The organism is uncultured Succinatimonas sp. (assembly GCF_905203285.1).
Classification (GTDB): Bacteria; Pseudomonadota; Gammaproteobacteria; order Enterobacterales; family Succinivibrionaceae; genus Succinatimonas.
In genome coordinates, this window is record NZ_CAJKVK010000034.1 from 1 (window position 1) to 19,388 (window position 19,388).

A 19,388-nucleotide genomic window follows, 5' to 3' on the forward strand; every position below is an offset into this window, starting at 1 on the left:
AATTAATTTATGTAACCGTTTTCATATATCGTTTTTATATGATTGATTGAATTTATTTAAGTAAATACATTAAAAATATAATGGTATTTATTAAAATAAGCTATCAAACATAATTTTTTTATAGTTGCAAGCATCTTTGAGTAAAGGTATAAATAGCTCAATTAATATGCCGGGTGGCGTATTGATGGGTGAGTTTTTTTATACATAGAGGTTCTTATACATGGATACCTTAAACCACGGACTTGGTACCATAGATTACGTAATCTTCGGTATTTACGTCCTCGTCATCATTAGCGTCGGTCTTGCCGTTTCCCGTAAAAACAAGCAGAGCACCGAAGGCTACTTCCTTGCCGGTAAATCACTTCCTTGGTGGGCTGTCGGTGCATCATTAATTGCAGCAAACATTTCCGCCGAGCAATTTATCGGTATGTCAGGATCCGGTTTCGTTATCGGCCTGGGTATCGCATCTTACGAATGGATGGCTGCCATTACCTTGATTATCGTTGCAAAATTCTTCCTGCCGGTATTCATCGACAAAGGCATTTATACTATTCCTGAGTTTGTCGAAAAACGCTACAACAGCACCTTAAAGACCATTTTGGCCGTTTTCTGGTTGTGCTTGTACATTTTTGTAAACTTAAGCTCTGTCTTATACTTAGGCGGCTTAGCTCTTGAAACCATCCTCGGTATCCCGATGATGTATTCAATTATCGGACTTGCTGTCTTCGCTTTGGTTTATTCCGTATACGGCGGCTTAAGCGCTGTTGTATGGACTGACGTTATTCAGGTTGCTGTCTTGGTTGTCGGCGGCTTCGCTACTACCTACATTGCAGTCACCTTCATCGGCGACGGACAAGGATTCTTCTCAGGCATGGGCAACCTTATAGATGCTGCTCCTGATCACTTCAAGATGATTTTGGAGAAGGACAATCCTCAGTTCATGAACCTCCCCGGCATCGCCGTTCTCATCGGTGGTTTGTGGATTGCCAACCTCTATTACTGGGGCTTTAACCAGTACATCATCCAACGTACTTTTGCAGCAAAATCCGTCAACGAAGCTCAAAAAGGCCTCGTATTTGCCGGTTATTTAAAGCTCATCATTCCGTTCCTCGTCGTAATTCCGGGTATCGCCGCCTATGTCATTACCCAAGATCAGGAATTAATGGCTAAATTAGGTGCCGGTGCAGCAAACTTCCTGCCGTCACTTGATCATGCCGACCGCGCTTATCCGTGGTTAACCCAGTTCCTGCCTTTGGGCGTTAAAGGCTTAGTATTCGCCGCCTTGGCAGCAGCTATCGTATCTTCATTAGCTTCAATGTTAAACTCTACTGCTACTATCTTCACTATGGATATTTACAAGCAGTACATCAACAAGCAAGCTTCTGATTTACGTTTAGTTAACGTCGGACGTTTAACTGCAATTATCGCCTTAATCATCGCCGTATTCATGGCTCCGATGTTAGGTGCTATCGATCAGGCTTTCCAATTCATTCAGGAATACACCGGCTTGGTTTCCCCGGGCATCCTTGCAGTATTCATGTTAGGTCTCTTCTACAAGAAGACCACTACCAAAGCAGCATCCATCGGTGTTATCGCTTCAATCCCTATCGCCTTGCTGCTTAAGTTCCTGCCGTTGGAGCTTCCGTTCCTCGATCAGATGTTGTACACCTTCATCCTTACCATCGCTATCATTGTCTTCGTATCCTTGGATTCATCAGAAAATGACGACGATCCTAAGGCCATCATTCTCACTAAGAAGATGTTCATCACCTCTGCAGGATTTAAGATTGGTGCTTATATTGTCTGCCTTATCACTGCTGTCTTATACGCACTGTTCTGGTAATAACGAGATAAAAAGCGGTAAATGTGCCGCTTAATTAGAATGAGCCGCGAAACAAAATCGCGGCTTTTTTGTATTAAAAAATTAAATTTTTGCTTTTTTCAAAAATTGAACTATATATTTATATGTAAGGCAAGGCATTTAAAAGGATCGGTGAACTAAAAAACCTTTCTTTTTTGTCCTGATCTCCAATCGTAACAAAGTCCTTCGCCCTACACCTCATGAAACCGGTAAAGTTTTATGGACAAGCAGCCGTCGGGAAATGCCCGCGGCTGTTTCGTTTTTAACGTTCTACTTTAGGCAAATTCAAATTATTAATATCGGCAACCACATTTTTACGCCAAGAGAATTCAAGATAAGGGACTTCGTTTAAATATTTTTTCAAAAAATAGTCATAAACGTATTTTTTAGCAGCCAACAGCTCAGGAGCAATACCTGCATCATGAGCACACTTCTCTAAATAGCGTTTAAGGCGCTTAAATGCGTCTTTTAATTCTCTTTTATGCGCAAAATAATTAATCGGCAAAGGTAAATCAGAGCGAACCGGTAATGCGATACTCTCTTTTACCCACTCAATAATCATAGTTCCATGCTGACGGATTGCTCCCCATTTTACCCCGCAGGACGCTAGGCCTTGTGATGTAAGCGGCGAGTCCTTGGCTACGTCACATAATGCTCCGGTAGTAATGACATGATTTAAAGCAACATCATGCTCTAAAGCAAATTCAAGTCTTTTCTGACATAAATACTGCAGCCTTGTAAGAGCGTCGTTTTTAAGCAGTCCCGCTCCTTTTACCTGCCGATATGCAGTTTTCGGATCATAGATAATATCCGCATCGGCTTTTTTAATTTCCATCTCAGCTAAAAAATAAGAAAAACGCTTTTCATCAAGTCGCTTATAAAGAAGCTTATACATCTCTTCTAAATACTCAACGTCAAGCGCTGCATAGATAAGCTGATTTTCAGATAAAGGACGGTAAAGCCAATCAGTACGGGTACAATCTTTTTCAAGTTCTGCTCCCACTAATTCTTTTACATAAGCGTTAAGACCTTTCCCGTATAGGAAATCATCAAAAGCGGCTAAAAGCTGCAGATCATAGACTTTCTGCGGTAATAATGAAGCAAAACCGTTATCTCGCGCAATCTTAACTAATATCTCCAGATCTTCATCCCCGGAAAAAATAAGTACCGCAGCTTTTGTTTCGGTTAATGTTCTAACTAAATCCTTTATGTTTAAAGCTACCGGATCAACAAGATATGTTTCATTTTTAAATCTTAACTGTAAAAGACCTAAGATCGGAAATAAGGTGTTTATTCTGACAAATTCAGTATCAAGAGAAATAAAATCTTCATCAGTTAAAGATCTGATACTGTCTATAAGTAAATCAAGTTTGGTTTTTTCGTCAACTTTTATATATGAAATCTCTTGCATGATCATTTAGCTTCAGTACGCAAACGACGGCGCAAAACCTTGCCGATGGCAGATTTTGGCAAATCATTAGTAAATTCGACAATGTGCGGAATTTTATACGGAGTGAGATATGATCTGCAATAATCCTTTATTTCCTCAGCAGTAACCGAGGGATCGCGTTTTACCACAAAGAGCTTGATTGCTTCTCCGGTCTTATCTGATTTAACGCCGATTGCAGCACATTCAAGCACTTTATCGAACTTACTGACCACATCTTCAATTTCCGACGGAAAAACATTAAATCCCGACACTAAAATCATATCTTTTAATCTATCGATAATCTTAATGTAGCCGCCTTCAAGCCAAACCGCGATATCGCCCGTACGCACATAACCGTCATGCATTACTTTTTTAGTATCCTCTTCATTATGATAATAACCTTTCATAACTTGAGGGCCTTTGATTTCAAGCTCACCGGGCGTATTCAAATCCCAAATTTCATTATCGTCAGCGTCAATAATACGGGCATAAGTCCCGGGTAAAGGCAAACCTATTGATCCTGTATATTCTTTTGCCGTATAAGGACATACTGAGCATACGGGAGAGCATTCTGTAAGACCGTAACCTTCCAAAATGTTAAGACCGGTTCGCGCTTTAAAACGCTGCGCAACCCCAGACTGTACCGCAGCTCCGCCGCCGATGACAAGACGCAGTCGCCCTAAAGCTACGTGTTCAAAATCCGGATGATTTAATAAGGCATTAAATAAAGTATTAACTCCGGTAAAAATCGAAATATCAGGATGATGCTTTAATTCTTTAATAAAATCCTTAATTCTGCGCGGATCGGTAATAAGGATGTTGGTCGCACCGATTGCAAAGAACAACATGCAGTTTACCGTCATCGCAAAAATATGGTAAAGCGGCAAAGCGGTAACCACGGTTTCCTGTCCCCTGTTGACAACCGATCCGTAATAGGCTAACAGTTCTGAAATATTAGCAATAATATTGCCATGAGTTAATTCAGCACCTTTAGGCTTTCCCGTCGTACCGCCGGTATATTGCAAAAATGCTATATCATCATAACGATTAAGAACCGGATCAAGAGTCAGCTGTGAGCCGATACGCAAAGCTTTTTTAAAGGAAATGCTGTTAGGCATAATGAATTTAGGCACCATTTTTAAAACGGATCGCACCATAAAATTCACTAAGCGCCCGCGAAAAAATCCCAGAGCATCGCCGACTCCCGTCACTATGACATGCCGTATCCGGGTTTGCCCGATAACTTTCTGCAGATTAAAAGCATAATTGGCAATTACCACAATGGCATCAGCCTTACAATCGGCAAGCTGTGTTCCAAGTTCGCGCGGAGTATATAAAGGATTTATGTTAACTACAGTAAGTCCGGCCTTTAACGCGGCAAAAAGAGCAATCGGATATTGAATGAGATTAGGCATCATTATTGCAAGCCTATCACCCTTTTTAAGCTTGCAATATTTTTGTAAAAATGCGGCGAAATACTCAACTTCCACCGCAAGATTTTCATATGAGATATGACCGGACATATTAATATATGCGGTCTTATCTGCGTAGCGTCGCACTACATAATCAAAGAGGTCATTTAAATTTTCAAACGGACGAGTGTCAACGTCAAAAGAAACTTCAGGAGGATAACTTTTAATCCACGGCAGATCCTTTTGCGTCATAAAACCTCTTTGCTATGAGTGAGCCTTGGCAAATTTATCTAAATACCTCACCAAAACTTCTACACCCTCAAGCGGCATGGCATTATAGATGCTAGCACGCATTCCGCCTAAAACTTTGTGTCCCTTAAGTCCCACCAAATGCTCAGATTTTGCCTGAGCTAAAAATTCGGCATTGAGACTCTCGTCTTTTAAAGTAAACACGCAATTTACGCGAGAGCGATCAGATTTGGCGATAGGACAGCGGTAAAAGTCTGTACTATCAAGAAAATTATATAAAAGGTTTGCTTTCTGACAATTACGTTTTTCCAGTTCTGCGACACCGCCCAAGTCTTTAATCCATTTAAAGTCAAGACCGGCCATATACCAGGCAAAAGAATTAGGAGTGTTGTACATGGAATCATGAGCGGCAAGCACGGACCAGTCAAAAATTGACGGACAATATTTGCGGGCCCGCCCCAGTAAATCTTCTCTTACAATAGTAACGGTAAGACCGGCAGGAGCGACGTTCTTCTGTGCACCGAAAATAATCGCGCCGAATTTAGACACATCAATCTTACGGGTAAGAATATTTGATGACATGTCAACAATTAAAGGAACGTCTCCCGTCTCAGGCAGATTAAACATTTCAATACCGTTTACGGTTTCATTAAGGCAGGCATAAGCGTAAGCAGCGCCGGGAGTTACCTGCATCTTTGAGTAATCTATATAAAAATTACCGTCACCGTCTTTTTCAACGCATTCATGCAAAATTGCTTTACCGTAACGCTCGGCACATTCTTTATACGCGCAGCGTGACCAGTGTCCGGTCACGAAATAATCGGCAAATCCGTCCTCGGGAAGAATATTTAAAGGAACAGCGGCAAACTGACCGCGTCCGCCGCCCTGCTCAAACAATATTTTATAATTTGCAGGAATTTCCATAATATCGCGCAACAGCTGTTCAGCCTCTGCTGCTACCGCCATATACTCGGCGCTGCGATGCGACATTTCTACAATACCCATTCCAAGACCGTTAAAATCACAAAACTCCTTTTGTGCCTTTTCCATAACGGGTACAGGGATCATGCTCGGACCTGCACTATAATTCCAAACCTTCATTTAAATATCCTCCTTGGAGGTTTCTTCAGCGTCCTTATCTTTTCCGCCGTTTAATTTTTCAATAATCTCAAGCTCGTCATTCTTATCAAGATTACGGGCATTACGGGTATGCTCATTTGACGCAACGACGTTCTCAGGTATTGATTGTAACGCAATTATGCTTTCACCTTCATATGGGCGCATCACGATTACACCGCCTGCAGTACGTCCGGGCAAAGGCAAGTTGCTTACCGGAGTACGTGTCATATGACCTAAATCGGTAATGACAAGATAATCACTGTTAATGTCAGAGCGAACTACCCCTACAAGCTTTCCGTTACGATCCATATGACTCATGGTCTTAACGCCGCTGCTGCCGCGGTTCATGCGCAAAGGAATGTCAGTTAACAAAATACGCTTGCCGTAGCCGTTTGCCGTTACCATTACCGCTTCAGGATCTGTTTCGTCAACACTTAACAAAATTAATGACACGGCGGTTTGTCCTGGTCTTAACTTAATAATGCGCAAAGCACCGCTGCCGCGTCCTGACGGTCTTATTCCCTGACCAGCATGACGATCGACGACTTTTACCTCACCTTCCGAGGACTGATCTTCATTTTCTTCAACCTCAGCTTCAACTCCGTCATCTTCGACTTCGTCATTTTCTGCAGTATCTTTCTTATTGTAGAACTCGCACATGCGGACGCACTGTCCGTCAGAACTGAACACAAAGACATCATCATCGCCGCTTGAAATCTCAGCTCCCATCAGGCTGTCGCCTTCACGCAATGCAATGGCTTTTATCGCCTGATCGTTTACACGCTGCATAAATGACTTAAAGGCACTTAGCTTTACTTTCTTTATGTAGCCCATAACGGTTGCCATGATGATGAAATGATTTTCATCAAACTCGGAAACAGGAAGCAAAGCGGTGATCTTTTCGCCCTCATCAATCTTAAAGATATTCTGAATGGGACGTCCGCGCCATGTTCTGTTTTCTGAGGTCGGCAAATCAAATACCTTAGAGGCAAAAACACGGCCTTTATCAGTAAAGCACATCAAGGTATCGTGAGTATTGGTCACCGCCATGCGGGAAATGAAATCGTCATCCTTAAGCTTTGCCGCCTGACGTCCTTTACCGCCGCGCTGCTGAGCTTCATAGGTGGAGATATCCTGATATTTAATGTAACCTTCCTGCGACAAAGTAACGATAACATCCTGCGGAGCAATGAAATCGGCTTTGGATAGCTTGCCGTAATCTTCGGTAAAGTCGCTGCGGCGCTTATCGGCAAAAGCTTCTTTGACCTCAATAAGCTCATCACGGATGACTTCGTTCATGCGCACAGGATTATTCAGGATTTCAAGATAACCCTTAATATTTTCAATTAAAGCCTTGTAATCGGCCTGAATTTCATCTCCGGCAAGATGAGTAAGTCTTTGCAGCTGCAAAGCAAGAATCGCGCGAGCCTGCTCTTCAGACAAATAGTACTTATCATCATGAAGTCCGGCTTTCGGATCAATTCCTGACGGCAGACAAATATTAAATCCTTCTTCAGTTCTTTCAATTAAAGAGGAAATCAAAGTACCGTCCCACGGCTCTTCCATTAAACGGCGGCGAGCCTCATCGGCGTTAGCCGAGTCGGTAATCATGTCAACAATCTTATTGATATTGGCCTTTGCAACGATTAATCCTTCATCAAGGAATGCTTTACGGCGATCCTGACGCAACAGATAAACGGTTCGGCGAGTTACTACTTCACGGCGGAAGTTAATGAACTCACTTAAAATCTCTTTAAGCGATAACTGGCGCGGATGATTATGCACCAGCGCAATCATGTTTATCGGGAAGCTTGACTGCAAAGAGGTGCGTTCAAATAAGTTGTTTAAAACGGCTTCTTCATAAGCATCCCGCTTTAAATCGATAGCGATGCGAACCTGATTGTCCTTATCGGATAAATCATTGACTTCGGAAATGCCTTCGATCTTTTTATCGCGGACAAGTTCGGCGATCTGTTTTACGATGGCACTCTTGTTGACAACATAAGGAATTTCGTCAACGTATATGGTCTTACGACCTGACTTATCTTCCTCAATATGAGTACGGGCACGCATAATACAGCGGCCGCGACCGGTACGATAAGCTTCACGGATAACGGCATTGCCGACAATAAATCCGCCTGTAGGGAAATCAGGTCCCGGAATATAACGCATAAGGTCGTCAAGACCTAATTCCGGGTTATCCAAAAGCGCTACGGTGCCGTCAATCACTTCGCCTAAATTATGCGGCGGTATATTAGTAGCCATACCTACCGCAATACCGGATGAACCGTTTACGAGCAAATTAGGGAAGCGGGTCGGCAGAACCTCAGGGATCTGCTCATTGCCGTCATAGTTAGGATAAGTATCGACAGTCTCTTTATCGATATCCTGAAGCATCATCTCGGCAATCTTGGTCATGCGTACTTCGGTATAACGCATTGCCGCAGGACCGTCACCGTCAATATTACCGAAATTTCCCTGACCGAAAATCAGCGGAGCACGCATGGAAAACCATTGAGCCATACGCACGATGGTTTCATATACTGCAGCGTCTCCGTGCGGATGGAAACGACCGATTACGTCACCGACGACACGTGCGGATTTTTTAGTCTGGCCGTTATGCCAAATTTTTAAATCGTACATATCGTAAAGCACGCGGCGATGCACGGGCTTTAAACCGTCACGGACATCAGGCAGCGCACGATCGACGATTACCGACATTGCATAATCGATAAAGGATTTTTTAAGCTCATCTTCAAGCTTTACGGTTGCCACATTGGCAGATACGCTTTGTGATGCCGTATCAATACCGTCATCAGAATGACCGTCACTGCTATGCATTGTGCCTGCAGACGCAGTTACCTCTCCGTTGCCATCCTGTTTCACTGAATTTTGTGATTCCTGATTTAAAGAATCGTCGGTAATATCCGCCATGAAAAGTACCTTAATAAGATGGGATCGTAAATCTTCAAAAAATCAGCGTCATTTGTAAGACGCTTTTTCACTTTGTCTTGTGACAAGTATTTTAAGCACGGGGAAATTTACTTTGTAAGTAAATTAACCAAAACTAAAAATCTTTGATAACGCACTAATTTTTATATGAAATTAATGCCGAAAACAACTTAGCATTCTAGCATTTTTCTCATTTTTAAGCAATTTTTACCCATAGAAACGCACTTAAAAAAAGGTACAATAAGTATCTTAAAAACAAAGCAAAAAAAGAGGATTGAGCATGTGGTTTAAAAATGCCAGAATTTATCGTCTTGAACTTAGTGAAGAGATCAAAAATTATTTTAAAAATGAAGAACTTTTAGAAAAAACCATCAGTGAAAAAGCTTTTCGTCCCTGCATGGCTCAGGAAGTCTCCACTTTAGGATTTGCACCGATTTTCGGCAAGAACGCTAAGGCTTTCACTTTCTCCAATGCACACAATCACTTTTTTAAGATTTTAGAAGAAAATAAGCTTTTACCGGCCTCAGTTATTAAAAACGAACTGGATGAAGAAATCGAGAATAAGGAAATAGCATTAAAACGGGAACTGCGTAAAAATGAAAAGCAAGCGCTTAAAACCGCAGTCGTTAATAAGCTTTTAGCACAAGCCTTTTCAGCCCGCCGTGAACTTTTAATCTGCGTTAATTCAGAAAAAGGCTATGTGGCGGTATCTGTATCATCGGCAAAGCGTGCCGAACGTGCCATAGCCATGCTAAGAGAGGCTTTTTCAACATTTCCGGCCAAATGCTTTCAACCTCGCTGTGTGGTTGAAGATCGCATGACGGCTTGGATTTCAAATAACGATCTGCCTAATGTTTTTACTCTTGGCAACGACGCAACCTTAAAAAGCACTGATGATGAAGGCGGAACCGTTAAAGTATCAAAAGAAGATTTAAACTCCGATGAAATTGCCGTGCATATAAATGCCGGCAAAGTAATCACCGATTTGCAGCTTATTTTTGAAGACACAGTTATGTGCGTGCTTTCTTCTGACTTAACGGTTAAAAGAATGCGTCCGCTTGATCAATTCCTTGAAAAAAACCTGCCGGAAAAATCAGACGATGCCGTTGCCGACATGGCAGCTCATTTATGTCTGCAAGGAGAAGTTTTAACTTCATTAATTGATAGTATTTCAGAGATTTTTGATTGTGAATAAACCAGAACTTTTAGCTCCTGCAGGAAGCTTTGAACATTTAAAAATGGCTGCGGCATACGGTGCCGATGCAGTCTATGCCGGTATTCCCCGCTGGTCGCTGCGCGTTCGCGGCAACGGATTTACCCGTGAAGATTTTGCCAAAGGAATTAATCATCTGCACGAACGCGGCAAGAAATTTTTTGCCGTATTAAACGTAATTCCGCACATGAGAAGAACGCAGTCATTTATTCCTGCACTTGATGAAGTGGCGGCATTAAAACCTGATGCTTTCATCATGGCAGATCCGGGTCTTATCATGTTAGCCCGTGAGCGCCATCCTGATATTCCTATCCATCTTTCCGTTCAGGCCAATACCGTAAACTCGGGAACCGTAAAATTCTGGCAGAAAATCGGTATTACCCGCTGCATTCTCGCCCGTGAGCTTACACTTCAGGAAATTGCCATGATCCGTGATGATTGTCCTGATATGGAGCTTGAGGTGTTCGTGCACGGAGCTTTGTGCATCGCAGTATCGGGACGCTGTCTTATCTCAGGACTGCTTGCCCGTCGTGATGCCAACGTCGGTGCTTGTACCAATTCCTGCCGCTGGGGATATAACGTGCGCTCCCTATACGCGGAAATCGAAGAAAGCTCCAAACGCCAAGGCGAATGGATGCCGATAGAAGAGGATGAACACGGATCTTATCTTTTAAACTCAAAAGATTTATGCGCTCTGCCTTTAATTAAACGTTTAATGGATATCGGAGTTGACTCGCTTAAAATTGAAGGCCGTTCCCGCTCTCCTTTTTACTCAGGAGCAGTAAGCCGTGCTTATCGTCTTGCAATTGACAGCATTGCAGCAGGCGGCGAGATCCCTGATGAATCATTTGAAATAGTCAACTCAATTCCATCCCGCGGTTACACTACTGGTCTTCTTGAGGTTCATCGTCCTAATGAAACGCAGGAATATACCACCAATTCTCCGACCCACGGCAATTGGATGATCGTAGGCGCAATTGAAGAGCAAAAGGACGAAAGGCTTTACATTAAAGTTAAAAACCGTTTTACCAAAGACGATAAATTAATTCTTTTCACGCCTAAAGGTCAAATCCTGCTTGACGGCAATACCATGCTGGATAAACACGGAAAGCCTTGCGAACTTGCCCCGGGTGACGGATATTACGTAAGTCTTTCCTTAAAAGAGCCTGTAGATATATCTACTGCCGTACTGTTAAGAGCTAACCGCTAAACACGAAAAGGCCTCCTGATGTTATGTCAGGAGGACTTAAAAGAATTTCTTGATTCTTAATACTTTTTCTTTTGATGGTCTAAAAATATTTTTGACAATAAAAAGACCGATAAATTACTTAACTAAAAGGCGTAGGATCGCCTCTGCCTACACGTCTTATAACCGGCATATCATCTTCAAAACGAATAACGGTAGTGGGCATCGCATCAAGCACGCCACCGTCAACGATAACATCTACTATAGATCCGATTTCATCGTTAATGGTTATCGGATCGTTCTCAGGCTCTTCATGATCGGGAAGAATAAGAGAACAGCTTAAAAGCGGCTCAGAGCATTCATTGAGCAAAGCCTCAATAATAGCACCTGACGGAACGCGAATGCCGATAGTACGCTTTTTTTCATTCATTAAGCGTCTTGGTACTTCTTTAGTTGCGGGCAATATGAAAGTGTAAGCTCCCGGGGTGTTGTTCTTAAGCAGACGAAATACGTTATTGCTTACTTTTGCATAGGTTGAAAGCTCGGAAAGATCGCGGCAAATCAAGGTGAAATTATGTTTTTTACTTATTTTGCGAATAGCGGCAATTCTTTCCATCGCATTTTTGTCACCGATATTGCAGCACAAAGCATAGGCAGAGTCCGTAGGAATAACGCCGACACCGCCCGATTCAATAATTGAGCAGGCTTTCTTAATAAAGCGCGGCTGCGGATTATCAGGATGAATAGATATAAATTCTGCTGTCATAACAAATACTCGTTTTTATAATTTTTTCATTTTAAATTTTAAGTTCTTCAAAGCGTCATTAGAATAGCCAAAAAGCTCCCGAATGTCACGGACAGAACTTGAACCAAGTCTTTAAAAATTAAAAAGAGTAAGGCTTTGCTTGAGGACATGTCCACACCGGGATAATACCTTCAGGCAAATCAATATTACGTCCGATATCGCGGTACGGTCCTTCACTATGAAAATCAGAACCAACCGAACCTAACATCTCATACTGACGGCATAAGCTTGCCAAATAATCTCTATCGTTTAATCCCTGCTGACAGGATGAAACTTCAAGAGCGATACCGCCGCAGTCTTTAAACTCTTCAATAAGCTTGCGCAGCTTGGTATTGGTCAAATCATAACGGCGGGGATGAGCAAGCACCGCGACACCGCCTGACTTTTTTATCGCCTCAACGGCAGTCCCTATTTCCATCCACTCGGTGCAAACATACGCGCGTTTTCCCTTCTTTAAAAAAGCATTAAACGCATCATCCGTAGAAGAAGCTCCGCCTACGCTTACCAAAAAACGTGCGTAATTACCGCGAGTAATGATTGCGCCGTCACCTGCCATAGCCTTTGTCCGTTCATAAGCATCAGGAAAACCTATTCTGCTTAATTTATAGCCGATTTTTTCAGCTCGCTCGATACGTTTGCCGTTCTGTTCTTTGACAAGATTAAGCATATAAGAACATTTAGGGTCGATAAAAAGACCGACGATATGAATTTGCTGATGCTGCCAGGTAGTTGAGATCTCAATTCCGGGAATAATGCTGATACGCCCGCAGGCAGCGTCTTGCGCCGCTTTAATTCCTTTTACCGTATCATGATCGGTTATGGCAAGATGAGTAAGTTTATAATTGACGGCTCTTTCCACCACGCCTTCAGGTGAAAACGCTCCGTCGGACGCATTAGTATGACAATGTAAATCAATAAAACTCATGAATCCGCCTTCATTTCCAACTCTTCCCAACGGGCATATAAAGCATCAAGCTGCTCCTGCAAAGCTGAACGTTCAAGAGTAAGCTCTTTTGCTTTCACGCCGCCGTCAGAGTAAATTGCCGGATCGGCAATCTTTGCATCCACTGCAGCAATTTTACTTTCAATATCTTCTACTTTTTGCGGCAAATCTTTCAATTCAAAAGACTCACTGTAGGTAAGCCCCGCCTTTTTAGGTTTGTCTTTCTTCTCTTTATTTTTAGGATCTGTTGTCGTAGTTTTCTCTTCAGCCTTACTGTTTTTACCGGTTCTTTCATAATAAGCGACCACGTCAGACCAGCCGCCTACAATCGGCTCTATATGACCGCTGCCGTCAAAGACCCAGGTTTCGGTCGCGACCTTGTCAATAAATTTGCGATCATGACTTATCACCATGACCGTTCCCGGAAAATTATCAACAAGTTCTTCTAAAAGTTCCAAAGTTTCAAGATCAAGATCGTTAGTCGGCTCATCCATAATCAGAACATTGCAGGGACGGGCAAAAATTCTGGCGAGCATCAAACGGTTTTTCTCTCCGCCTGAAAGAACCGAAACCGGAGAACGGGAACGACGAGCCGTAAACAAAAAGTTTTTAAGATAAGAAAGAACATGAGTAGTTTTTCCGTTTATTACCACATCTTTACGCTCTTCAGCGACATTATCGGCAACGGTTTTATTTTCAATAAGCTGCTCATGATATTGATCAAAATACTGCGCAATAACATTGGCACCGACACGTACTTTACCGTGAGTCTGGTGTAACAGGCCCAAAAGGACTTTAATTAAAGTGGTTTTGCCCGCGCCGTTAGGTCCGACAATTCCGATGCGATCTTTACGCATTACGGTGGCGCTGAAATTGTCTATGACTTTTTTGCCGTCAAACTCCACCGTCACATCATGCAGTTCATATACGATATTGCCCGATCTGTCGGCTTCCGATACCTGCATAATGACGTTGCCTTGACGATCGCGGCGGTTTTTTCTTTCCTCACGCATCTGTTCAAGATTACGAACCCGACCTTCATTTCTGGCAAGACGCGCTTTTACGCCGCGGCGGATCCAAGCTTCTTCTTCAGATAAAATTCTGTCAAACTCTTTGCGCTCTAAAGACTCCATTCTAAGTCTTTCATCGCGAAGCCTTATATAAGCCTCAAAGGATCCCGGATAAGAATAAAGCTTGCCTCTATCAAGCTCGACAATACGGGTAGCGCAATGATCGGCAAAAGTTCTGTCGTGAGTAATAAAAATTAAGGCGCCTTTAAAATCATTAAGCCAGGTTTCAAGCCACTCAATGGTTTCAATATCAAGATGGTTTGTAGGCTCGTCTAAAAGCAGCACGTCAGGCTCACAGGATAAAGCCGCGGCAAGTGCCACTTTACGCCGCCAGCCTCCTGACAAAGACTTAAGCGGCGTCTCGGGGTCGATTTCCATCTTATTTAAAATCTTGCGGATGATACCGTCTTTTTTCCATCCGTCATGACTTTCAATAAAAGCGGCAAGCGACGCCTGCTCTTGTTCATCCTCACTTAAAAAAAAGCGTGCAAGACTTGTACCTACTATCGGTAAGCCCTTAGCTGCCATCGTGTAAGCAGTGCCTTCAGTATTTTGCGGAGGATCTTGCTCAAGACGCGCAATATTAAGCCCCTGCTTTATGATAAGCCTGCCGTCATCTAAGGCATTTTGACCGGCAAAAACCTTCAATAATGTCGATTTTCCGGTACCGTTGCGGCCTAAAAGACATATTTTTTCGCCTTCTTCCAAGGCAAAATCAGCTTTATCGAGCAATAAATCATCGCCGTAGGCAAGTTTTGCCTCAAGTAAAGAAATTAAAGCCATTACAGATCCTTAATTCCTTCAGGGCCCCACACGCGTCCGCGAACTTGCGCTTTTTCTTTACTAAAACGCGGTGCCTTGCAGCCATTTCTATCCCGGCTAAACTTTCCGTCGCGCGCTGAAAAATCGGAAAAACGCTCTTTATTGCCGAATTTGCCGCTTTGATAAGATCCGCGGCGATCATTGGCTGCATCTTCTTTTAACTCGCGGCTCTTTTTATAGCTAAAGCGATTTTCCTTATCACTTAAAGTCTTAGACCAACGCGGAACATTGGTTACGGTAACAAGAGGAGTAACTTCGCCTTTGCAGTCTGCTTTAGTAAAAGAAAGCATAAAACAGCTGTGACTGTTTTTGCTGCGCATAAAGTCACGCGGGATCGTGAATTTAGTGATATCTTTGACCGTAAATCCATAATCCTTGATATTTTCATCAAGCTTGAAGTTACGGCGATTAGTACAGAAAATCACTTTTCCGCCGTCTTTTAAGTGACGGGTAAGGTTAGCAAGCAGCATCAAATGATCGCGCTGCACGTCAAAAGTTTTTGACATGCGCTTTGAATTTGAAAAGGTCGGTGGATCGATATAGATTAAATCAAAACTTTCATTATGATCGGAAGAAAGCCATGCAAGACAATCCGCCTGAATGAAGTCATGTCCTTTAAGACTTAAATTATTAAGCTTAAAGTTATCCATACCCCAATCAAGATAAGTTCTGCTCATATCAACGGTAACCGTACGGGATGCACCACCTAAAGCCGCCATCACCGACGCACTTGCAGTATACGCAAACAAATTCAAAAAAGACTTATCTTTTGCTTCTTTCCTAATTAATGCACGAATAGGACGGGCATCCAGAAATAAACCGGTGTCAAGATAATCTTCAAGATTTACTTTAAAGCGCGCATCCTTTTCATAAACTTCAAAGAAGTTATTGGTTTTAACTTCGCTCTTTTCGTATTGCTGAGTGCCTTTTTGCTTTTCACGGCTTTTTAAAATAACGTGATTGCCGGGAACTCCCGTAACTCTTATAACCGCACTTATCATGTCAAGTACGCGGCGACGGGCTATTTGTACCGAAACACTTGATGGAGCAGCATACTCCTGTACCACGTAATTATCGCCGTAACAATCTATTGCCGCCTGATAATCAGGCAAATCGGCATCATAAACACGATAAGCGTTGGTTTCTTCGTTTTGCGCCCACTTCTTTATAAACTTAATATTTTTAGTCAAACGATTGGCAAAATCGGCTGCAGGCTCTGCGGATTTAAATTCTTCAACTTCTTTTGAGTTTCTTCATTTGCCTGATTAATTGTAAAAACTCTCAGCTGACACTGCAAAGCACCGTTATAAAGCTTATACACTTTATCAGGATGCAAACGGATACATGACAGCAAATCATTGGAACTTGAAATTACCGCAGCGGTTGAACCTTTGAAATTATCCTTAAGCTTCTGACCTAAATCTCCATATAAAGCGATAAGCTCATTAAAATTTCCCATTCTCTCGCCATACGGCGGATTAGTAACTACGGTTACGGGCAAATTATTGTCAAAAGGATTATATAAAGAGCTTAAAGGACAGGCTTTAGTTTCAATAATCTCGGAAAAACCTGCTTTATAAGCGTTGGACGCAGCAATATCAACTATATTGGAATCAGCGTCAAAACCTATTATTTTTGTTCCTTTTTCCTTAGCTTCCTTAAGTCCGCGACTTGAACGCAATGTTGCCTCGGCCAAAAGCGCCTGCCATTTGTCTTTATCAAAGATTTTAAGTTTAAAAAAGCCAAAATGAGAACGTCTTAAACCGGGCGCTGTATCAGTAGCAATAGCGGCTGCTTCAAGTAAGAGAGTACCGGAGCCGCACATGGGATCTAAAAAGTTTTGCCCTGCATATCCCGAGCGTACCACCATCGCCGCAGCTAAATTTTCTTTTAAAGGAGCAATACCAGTGTTACGGTGATATTCGCGTTTTAATAAAGCAAGACCTGAAATATCTATTCCGATAAAAGCCTGGCCCTTACGCTCCAAATGAGCAAAAATTCTGACGTCAGGCTGATGACGATCTACATCAGGACGTTTGCCGTCGCTTTTTAGCAAACGATCGCAAACAGCGTCCTTTACTTTTAAAGCACCATACTGCGTATTACGGATTGATTCATTAGTTCCGGAAAATTCCACGGCAATGGTTTCATTGCTTGAAAAATAATTTTCCCACGCAACCCCTGCCGCCCCCATATACAAATCGGTATCGTCGTTACAGTAAAAACTCTGCAGATTCAATAAAATGCGTGAAGCAAAACGGCTCCATAGACAAGCCCTCATGCCGTCGGCAAATTCTCCGTCAAAATAGACGCCTGCAACTGTTTCTTTAACATTTTTAAGATTTAAAGAAGTTAATTCGTTAAATAAAAGACCTTCAAGACCCTTAGGACAAGGAGCAAAAAACTTCAGCATAGAATCTCCATAATTTTAGTGGAGCTATTATATCAAGTGCCATGTCGGTATTTTTGCCGAAAAAACTTATATTTTTAACTAAGAAGCCCCAATTAAGGGGCTAAAAAACAGAAACAAGTAAAGATTAATAGAAACCGCTGGGATCTTCTGAAAGATTAATCAAAATATTCTTGCACTGCGTATAGTGATCCAAGATCATCTTATGGGTTTCACGCCCAATACCGGACTGCTTATATCCTCCAAAAGGAGATCCTTCCGGGATCTGATTATAAGTATTAACCCACATTCTGCCGGTCTGAATTGAGCGTGCCACGCGTAAAGCACGATTAATATCGGTAGTCCAAACCGCACCGCCTAAACCGTAGACACTGTCATTTGCCATAGCAATGACTTCATCTTCAGTCTTAAACTTGATCACTACCGCAACCGGACCGAAAATTTCTTCCTGAGCCACCCTGCAAGTATTATTGACATTGGCAAGCAAAGTAGGACGCATGAAAGCACCGTTTTTTAATTTATCGTCAGTAAGTCTCTCACCTCCGCAAAGAACGGCAGCTCCTTCTTTTTTACCGATTTCAATGTAGCCTAAAATTTTATTCAGCTGCGTTTCGTTAATCTGCGAGCCCATTTGGACACCGTCATCCCAAGGAAGTCCCACTTTTATTGAATTAAAGTGTTTAACGAGCTCTGAGACAAATTTATCGTAAATACCTTCCTGCACGAAAATACGGGAGCCTGCGCAGCAGACCTGTCCCTGATTAAAGAGAATACCAAGCTGAGCTCCGTCAAGAGCTTGATTAAAACGACAATCATCAAAAATGATATTGGCTGATTTTCCGCCCAATTCCAAAGTGGACGGAATAAGACGTTTAGCAGCAGCAAGAGCGACATCTCTGCCGATTTCAGTTGATCCGGTAAAGGCAAGCTTGGCAAAGCCTTCATGTTCAAGCATATAATTACCGGCTTTAGAACCCTTTCCCGTTACTACGTTAAATACTCCAGGAGGGATTACCTCAGAAGTCAGTTCAGCAAGACGCAAAACTGATAGCGGTGTAGAACTTGAGGGTTTAATAACAGTACAATCACCTGCTGCAAGAACCGGAGCTAACTTCCATGCTGCCATTAAGAAAGGGAAATTCCAAGGCACGATTTGACCGACAACGCCTATAGGTTCACGTAAAATAATTGATAAAAAGGCATTATCCAAAACTTGTGCCGAACCTTCTTCTGCAAGAATTACACCGGCAAAATATCTAAAATGAGCTGAAGCGTACGGAATATCTATAACACGAGTTTCACGAAGAGGTTTTCCGTTGTCAGCTGATTCAATAAGAGCTAATTCTTCTTTATTGGCATCAATAATATCAGCAACTTTATTTAAAATAGCCGCACGCTCTTTGGGAGTAGTTTTTGACCAAGAAATAAATGCTTTTTGTGCCGCTTTAACTGCTAAATCAACATCATCTTTCGAGGCATCGGCACAATCTGCTAAAAAATCCCCTGTTGCAGGACAATATGTTTTTATTACAGCATTATCAGATGCATCTTTCCATTTTCCGTCTATATACAGGCCATATTTTTCCTTAAGTTTTAACATCGAAGGTAACATGACAAACACTCCTTATTTTGCTTATTTAGTAGTTAACTTAATGCAAAAAATGGAGAAAAAACTTAAAGATGTAAACAATTATCAATTAATCTGCAAATTAATTGAAAATCATCACAAAAAAGTTGGAAAACACAAATAGAAAGGTGAGATTCCGATTATGTGTCAGTTCTGGGTATCAGAACCACACTCAAATTAAAGATATATAGAAACGGAAAAGCCGCTATCCATAAGACAGCGGCTCTTGTAAGGAGATGCCCGGCAATGACCTGCTCTCGCGCAAACGTACGTTGCACTACCATCGGCGT

11 protein-coding genes and 1 pseudogene are annotated in these 19,388 nt (G+C 42.2%); 3 read left to right on the plus strand and 9 right to left on the minus strand.

Annotated features, from left to right (window positions below):
- Positions 1-220: 220 nt before the first annotated feature.
- Positions 221-1,843: a sodium/sugar symporter gene (locus QZ019_RS05030; RefSeq protein ID WP_277297084.1), complete on the plus strand. Its 1,623-nt coding sequence runs from the start codon at positions 221-223 to the stop codon at positions 1,841-1,843.
- A gap of 280 nt (positions 1,844-2,123) precedes the next feature.
- On the opposite strand, the gene QZ019_RS05035 is transcribed toward QZ019_RS05030, so the two are convergent.
- From QZ019_RS05035 to gyrA, 4 genes are read right to left on the minus strand one after another with little or no spacing between them, the layout of a single operon-like run.
- On the minus strand, positions 2,124-3,272 hold the full coding sequence (locus tag QZ019_RS05035) for a hypothetical protein (RefSeq protein ID WP_295482841.1): 1,149 nt from the start codon (positions 3,270-3,272) through the stop codon (positions 2,124-2,126).
- 2 nt (positions 3,273-3,274) lie between these two features.
- Positions 3,275-4,954 (minus strand): AMP-binding protein, encoded by a 1,680-nt coding sequence (locus tag QZ019_RS05040; RefSeq protein ID WP_295482843.1) that lies wholly within the window; start codon positions 4,952-4,954, stop codon positions 3,275-3,277.
- Positions 4,955-4,966: 12 nt separating this feature from the next.
- Positions 4,967-6,052 (minus strand): 3-phosphoserine/phosphohydroxythreonine transaminase, encoded by a 1,086-nt coding sequence (gene serC, locus QZ019_RS05045; RefSeq protein ID WP_295482845.1) that lies wholly within the window; start codon positions 6,050-6,052, stop codon positions 4,967-4,969.
- Positions 6,053-9,004, minus strand: a complete 2,952-nt coding sequence (gyrA, locus tag QZ019_RS05050; protein WP_295482847.1) for a DNA gyrase subunit A — start codon at positions 9,002-9,004, stop codon at positions 6,053-6,055.
- Positions 9,005-9,302: 298 nt separating this feature from the next.
- Between gyrA and QZ019_RS05055 the strand changes: the two genes are divergently transcribed.
- Both QZ019_RS05055 and QZ019_RS05060 read left to right on the plus strand, forming a co-directional pair.
- A complete protein-coding gene (locus QZ019_RS05055) occupies positions 9,303-10,217 on the plus strand; it encodes a recombination-associated protein RdgC (RefSeq protein ID WP_295482849.1) in 915 nt (304 codons plus the stop codon).
- Positions 10,210-11,445, plus strand: a complete 1,236-nt coding sequence (locus tag QZ019_RS05060; RefSeq protein ID WP_295482851.1) for a U32 family peptidase C-terminal domain-containing protein — start codon at positions 10,210-10,212, stop codon at positions 11,443-11,445. The genes QZ019_RS05055 and QZ019_RS05060 overlap by 8 nt, the downstream gene beginning before the upstream one ends.
- A 118-nt stretch (positions 11,446-11,563) precedes the next feature.
- On the opposite strand, the gene QZ019_RS05065 is transcribed toward QZ019_RS05060, so the two are convergent.
- The 5 genes and pseudogenes from QZ019_RS05065 to QZ019_RS05085 all read right to left on the minus strand — a co-directional run bounded on the left by QZ019_RS05065 (position 11,564) and on the right by QZ019_RS05085 (position 19,083).
- Positions 11,564-12,187, minus strand: a complete 624-nt coding sequence (locus QZ019_RS05065) for an L-threonylcarbamoyladenylate synthase (RefSeq protein ID WP_295482853.1) — start codon at positions 12,185-12,187, stop codon at positions 11,564-11,566.
- A 118-nt stretch (positions 12,188-12,305) separates the two neighbouring features.
- The gene (locus QZ019_RS05070) at positions 12,306-13,151 is read right to left on the minus strand and encodes a PHP domain-containing protein (RefSeq protein WP_294566705.1); all 846 of its coding nucleotides are present in this window, start codon (positions 13,149-13,151) and stop codon (positions 12,306-12,308) included.
- Positions 13,148-15,022, minus strand: coding sequence for an ATP-binding cassette domain-containing protein (locus tag QZ019_RS05075; protein ID WP_295482856.1), 1,875 nt, complete (start codon positions 15,020-15,022; stop codon positions 13,148-13,150). Before QZ019_RS05075 ends, QZ019_RS05070 begins: the two co-directional genes overlap by 4 nt.
- Positions 15,022-17,474, minus strand: a pseudogene (rlmKL, locus tag QZ019_RS05080) (bifunctional 23S rRNA (guanine(2069)-N(7))-methyltransferase RlmK/23S rRNA (guanine(2445)-N(2))-methyltransferase RlmL). Before rlmKL ends, QZ019_RS05075 begins: the two are co-directional and overlap by 1 nt.
- A 124-nt stretch (positions 17,475-17,598) precedes the next feature.
- Complete coding sequence (locus QZ019_RS05085; RefSeq protein WP_295482858.1) at positions 17,599-19,083, minus strand: aldehyde dehydrogenase family protein; 1,485 nt, start codon at positions 19,081-19,083, stop codon at positions 17,599-17,601.
- Between the last annotated feature and the right edge of the window lie 305 nt (positions 19,084-19,388).

What these genes read in the sequence shown, in the direction of transcription:
- QZ019_RS05030 (WP_277297084.1), top strand. Translation starts at nt 221, where the DNA reads ATGGATACCTTAAACCACGGACTTGGTACCATAGATTACGTAATCTTC.
- QZ019_RS05035 (WP_295482841.1), bottom strand. Translation starts at nt 3,272, where the DNA reads ATGCAAGAGATTTCATATATAAAAGTTGACGAAAAAACCAAACTTGAT.
- QZ019_RS05040 (WP_295482843.1), bottom strand. Translation starts at nt 4,954, where the DNA reads ATGACGCAAAAGGATCTGCCGTGGATTAAAAGTTATCCTCCTGAAGTT.
- serC (WP_295482845.1), bottom strand. Translation starts at nt 6,052, where the DNA reads ATGAAGGTTTGGAATTATAGTGCAGGTCCGAGCATGATCCCTGTACCC.
- gyrA (WP_295482847.1), bottom strand. Translation starts at nt 9,004, where the DNA reads ATGGCGGATATTACCGACGATTCTTTAAATCAGGAATCACAAAATTCA.
- QZ019_RS05055 (WP_295482849.1), top strand. Translation starts at nt 9,303, where the DNA reads ATGTGGTTTAAAAATGCCAGAATTTATCGTCTTGAACTTAGTGAAGAG.
- QZ019_RS05065 (WP_295482853.1), bottom strand. Translation starts at nt 12,187, where the DNA reads ATGACAGCAGAATTTATATCTATTCATCCTGATAATCCGCAGCCGCGC.
- QZ019_RS05070 (WP_294566705.1), bottom strand. Translation starts at nt 13,151, where the DNA reads ATGAGTTTTATTGATTTACATTGTCATACTAATGCGTCCGACGGAGCG.
- QZ019_RS05075 (WP_295482856.1), bottom strand. Translation starts at nt 15,022, where the DNA reads ATGGCTTTAATTTCTTTACTTGAGGCAAAACTTGCCTACGGCGATGAT.
- QZ019_RS05085 (WP_295482858.1), bottom strand. Translation starts at nt 19,083, where the DNA reads ATGTTACCTTCGATGTTAAAACTTAAGGAAAAATATGGCCTGTATATA.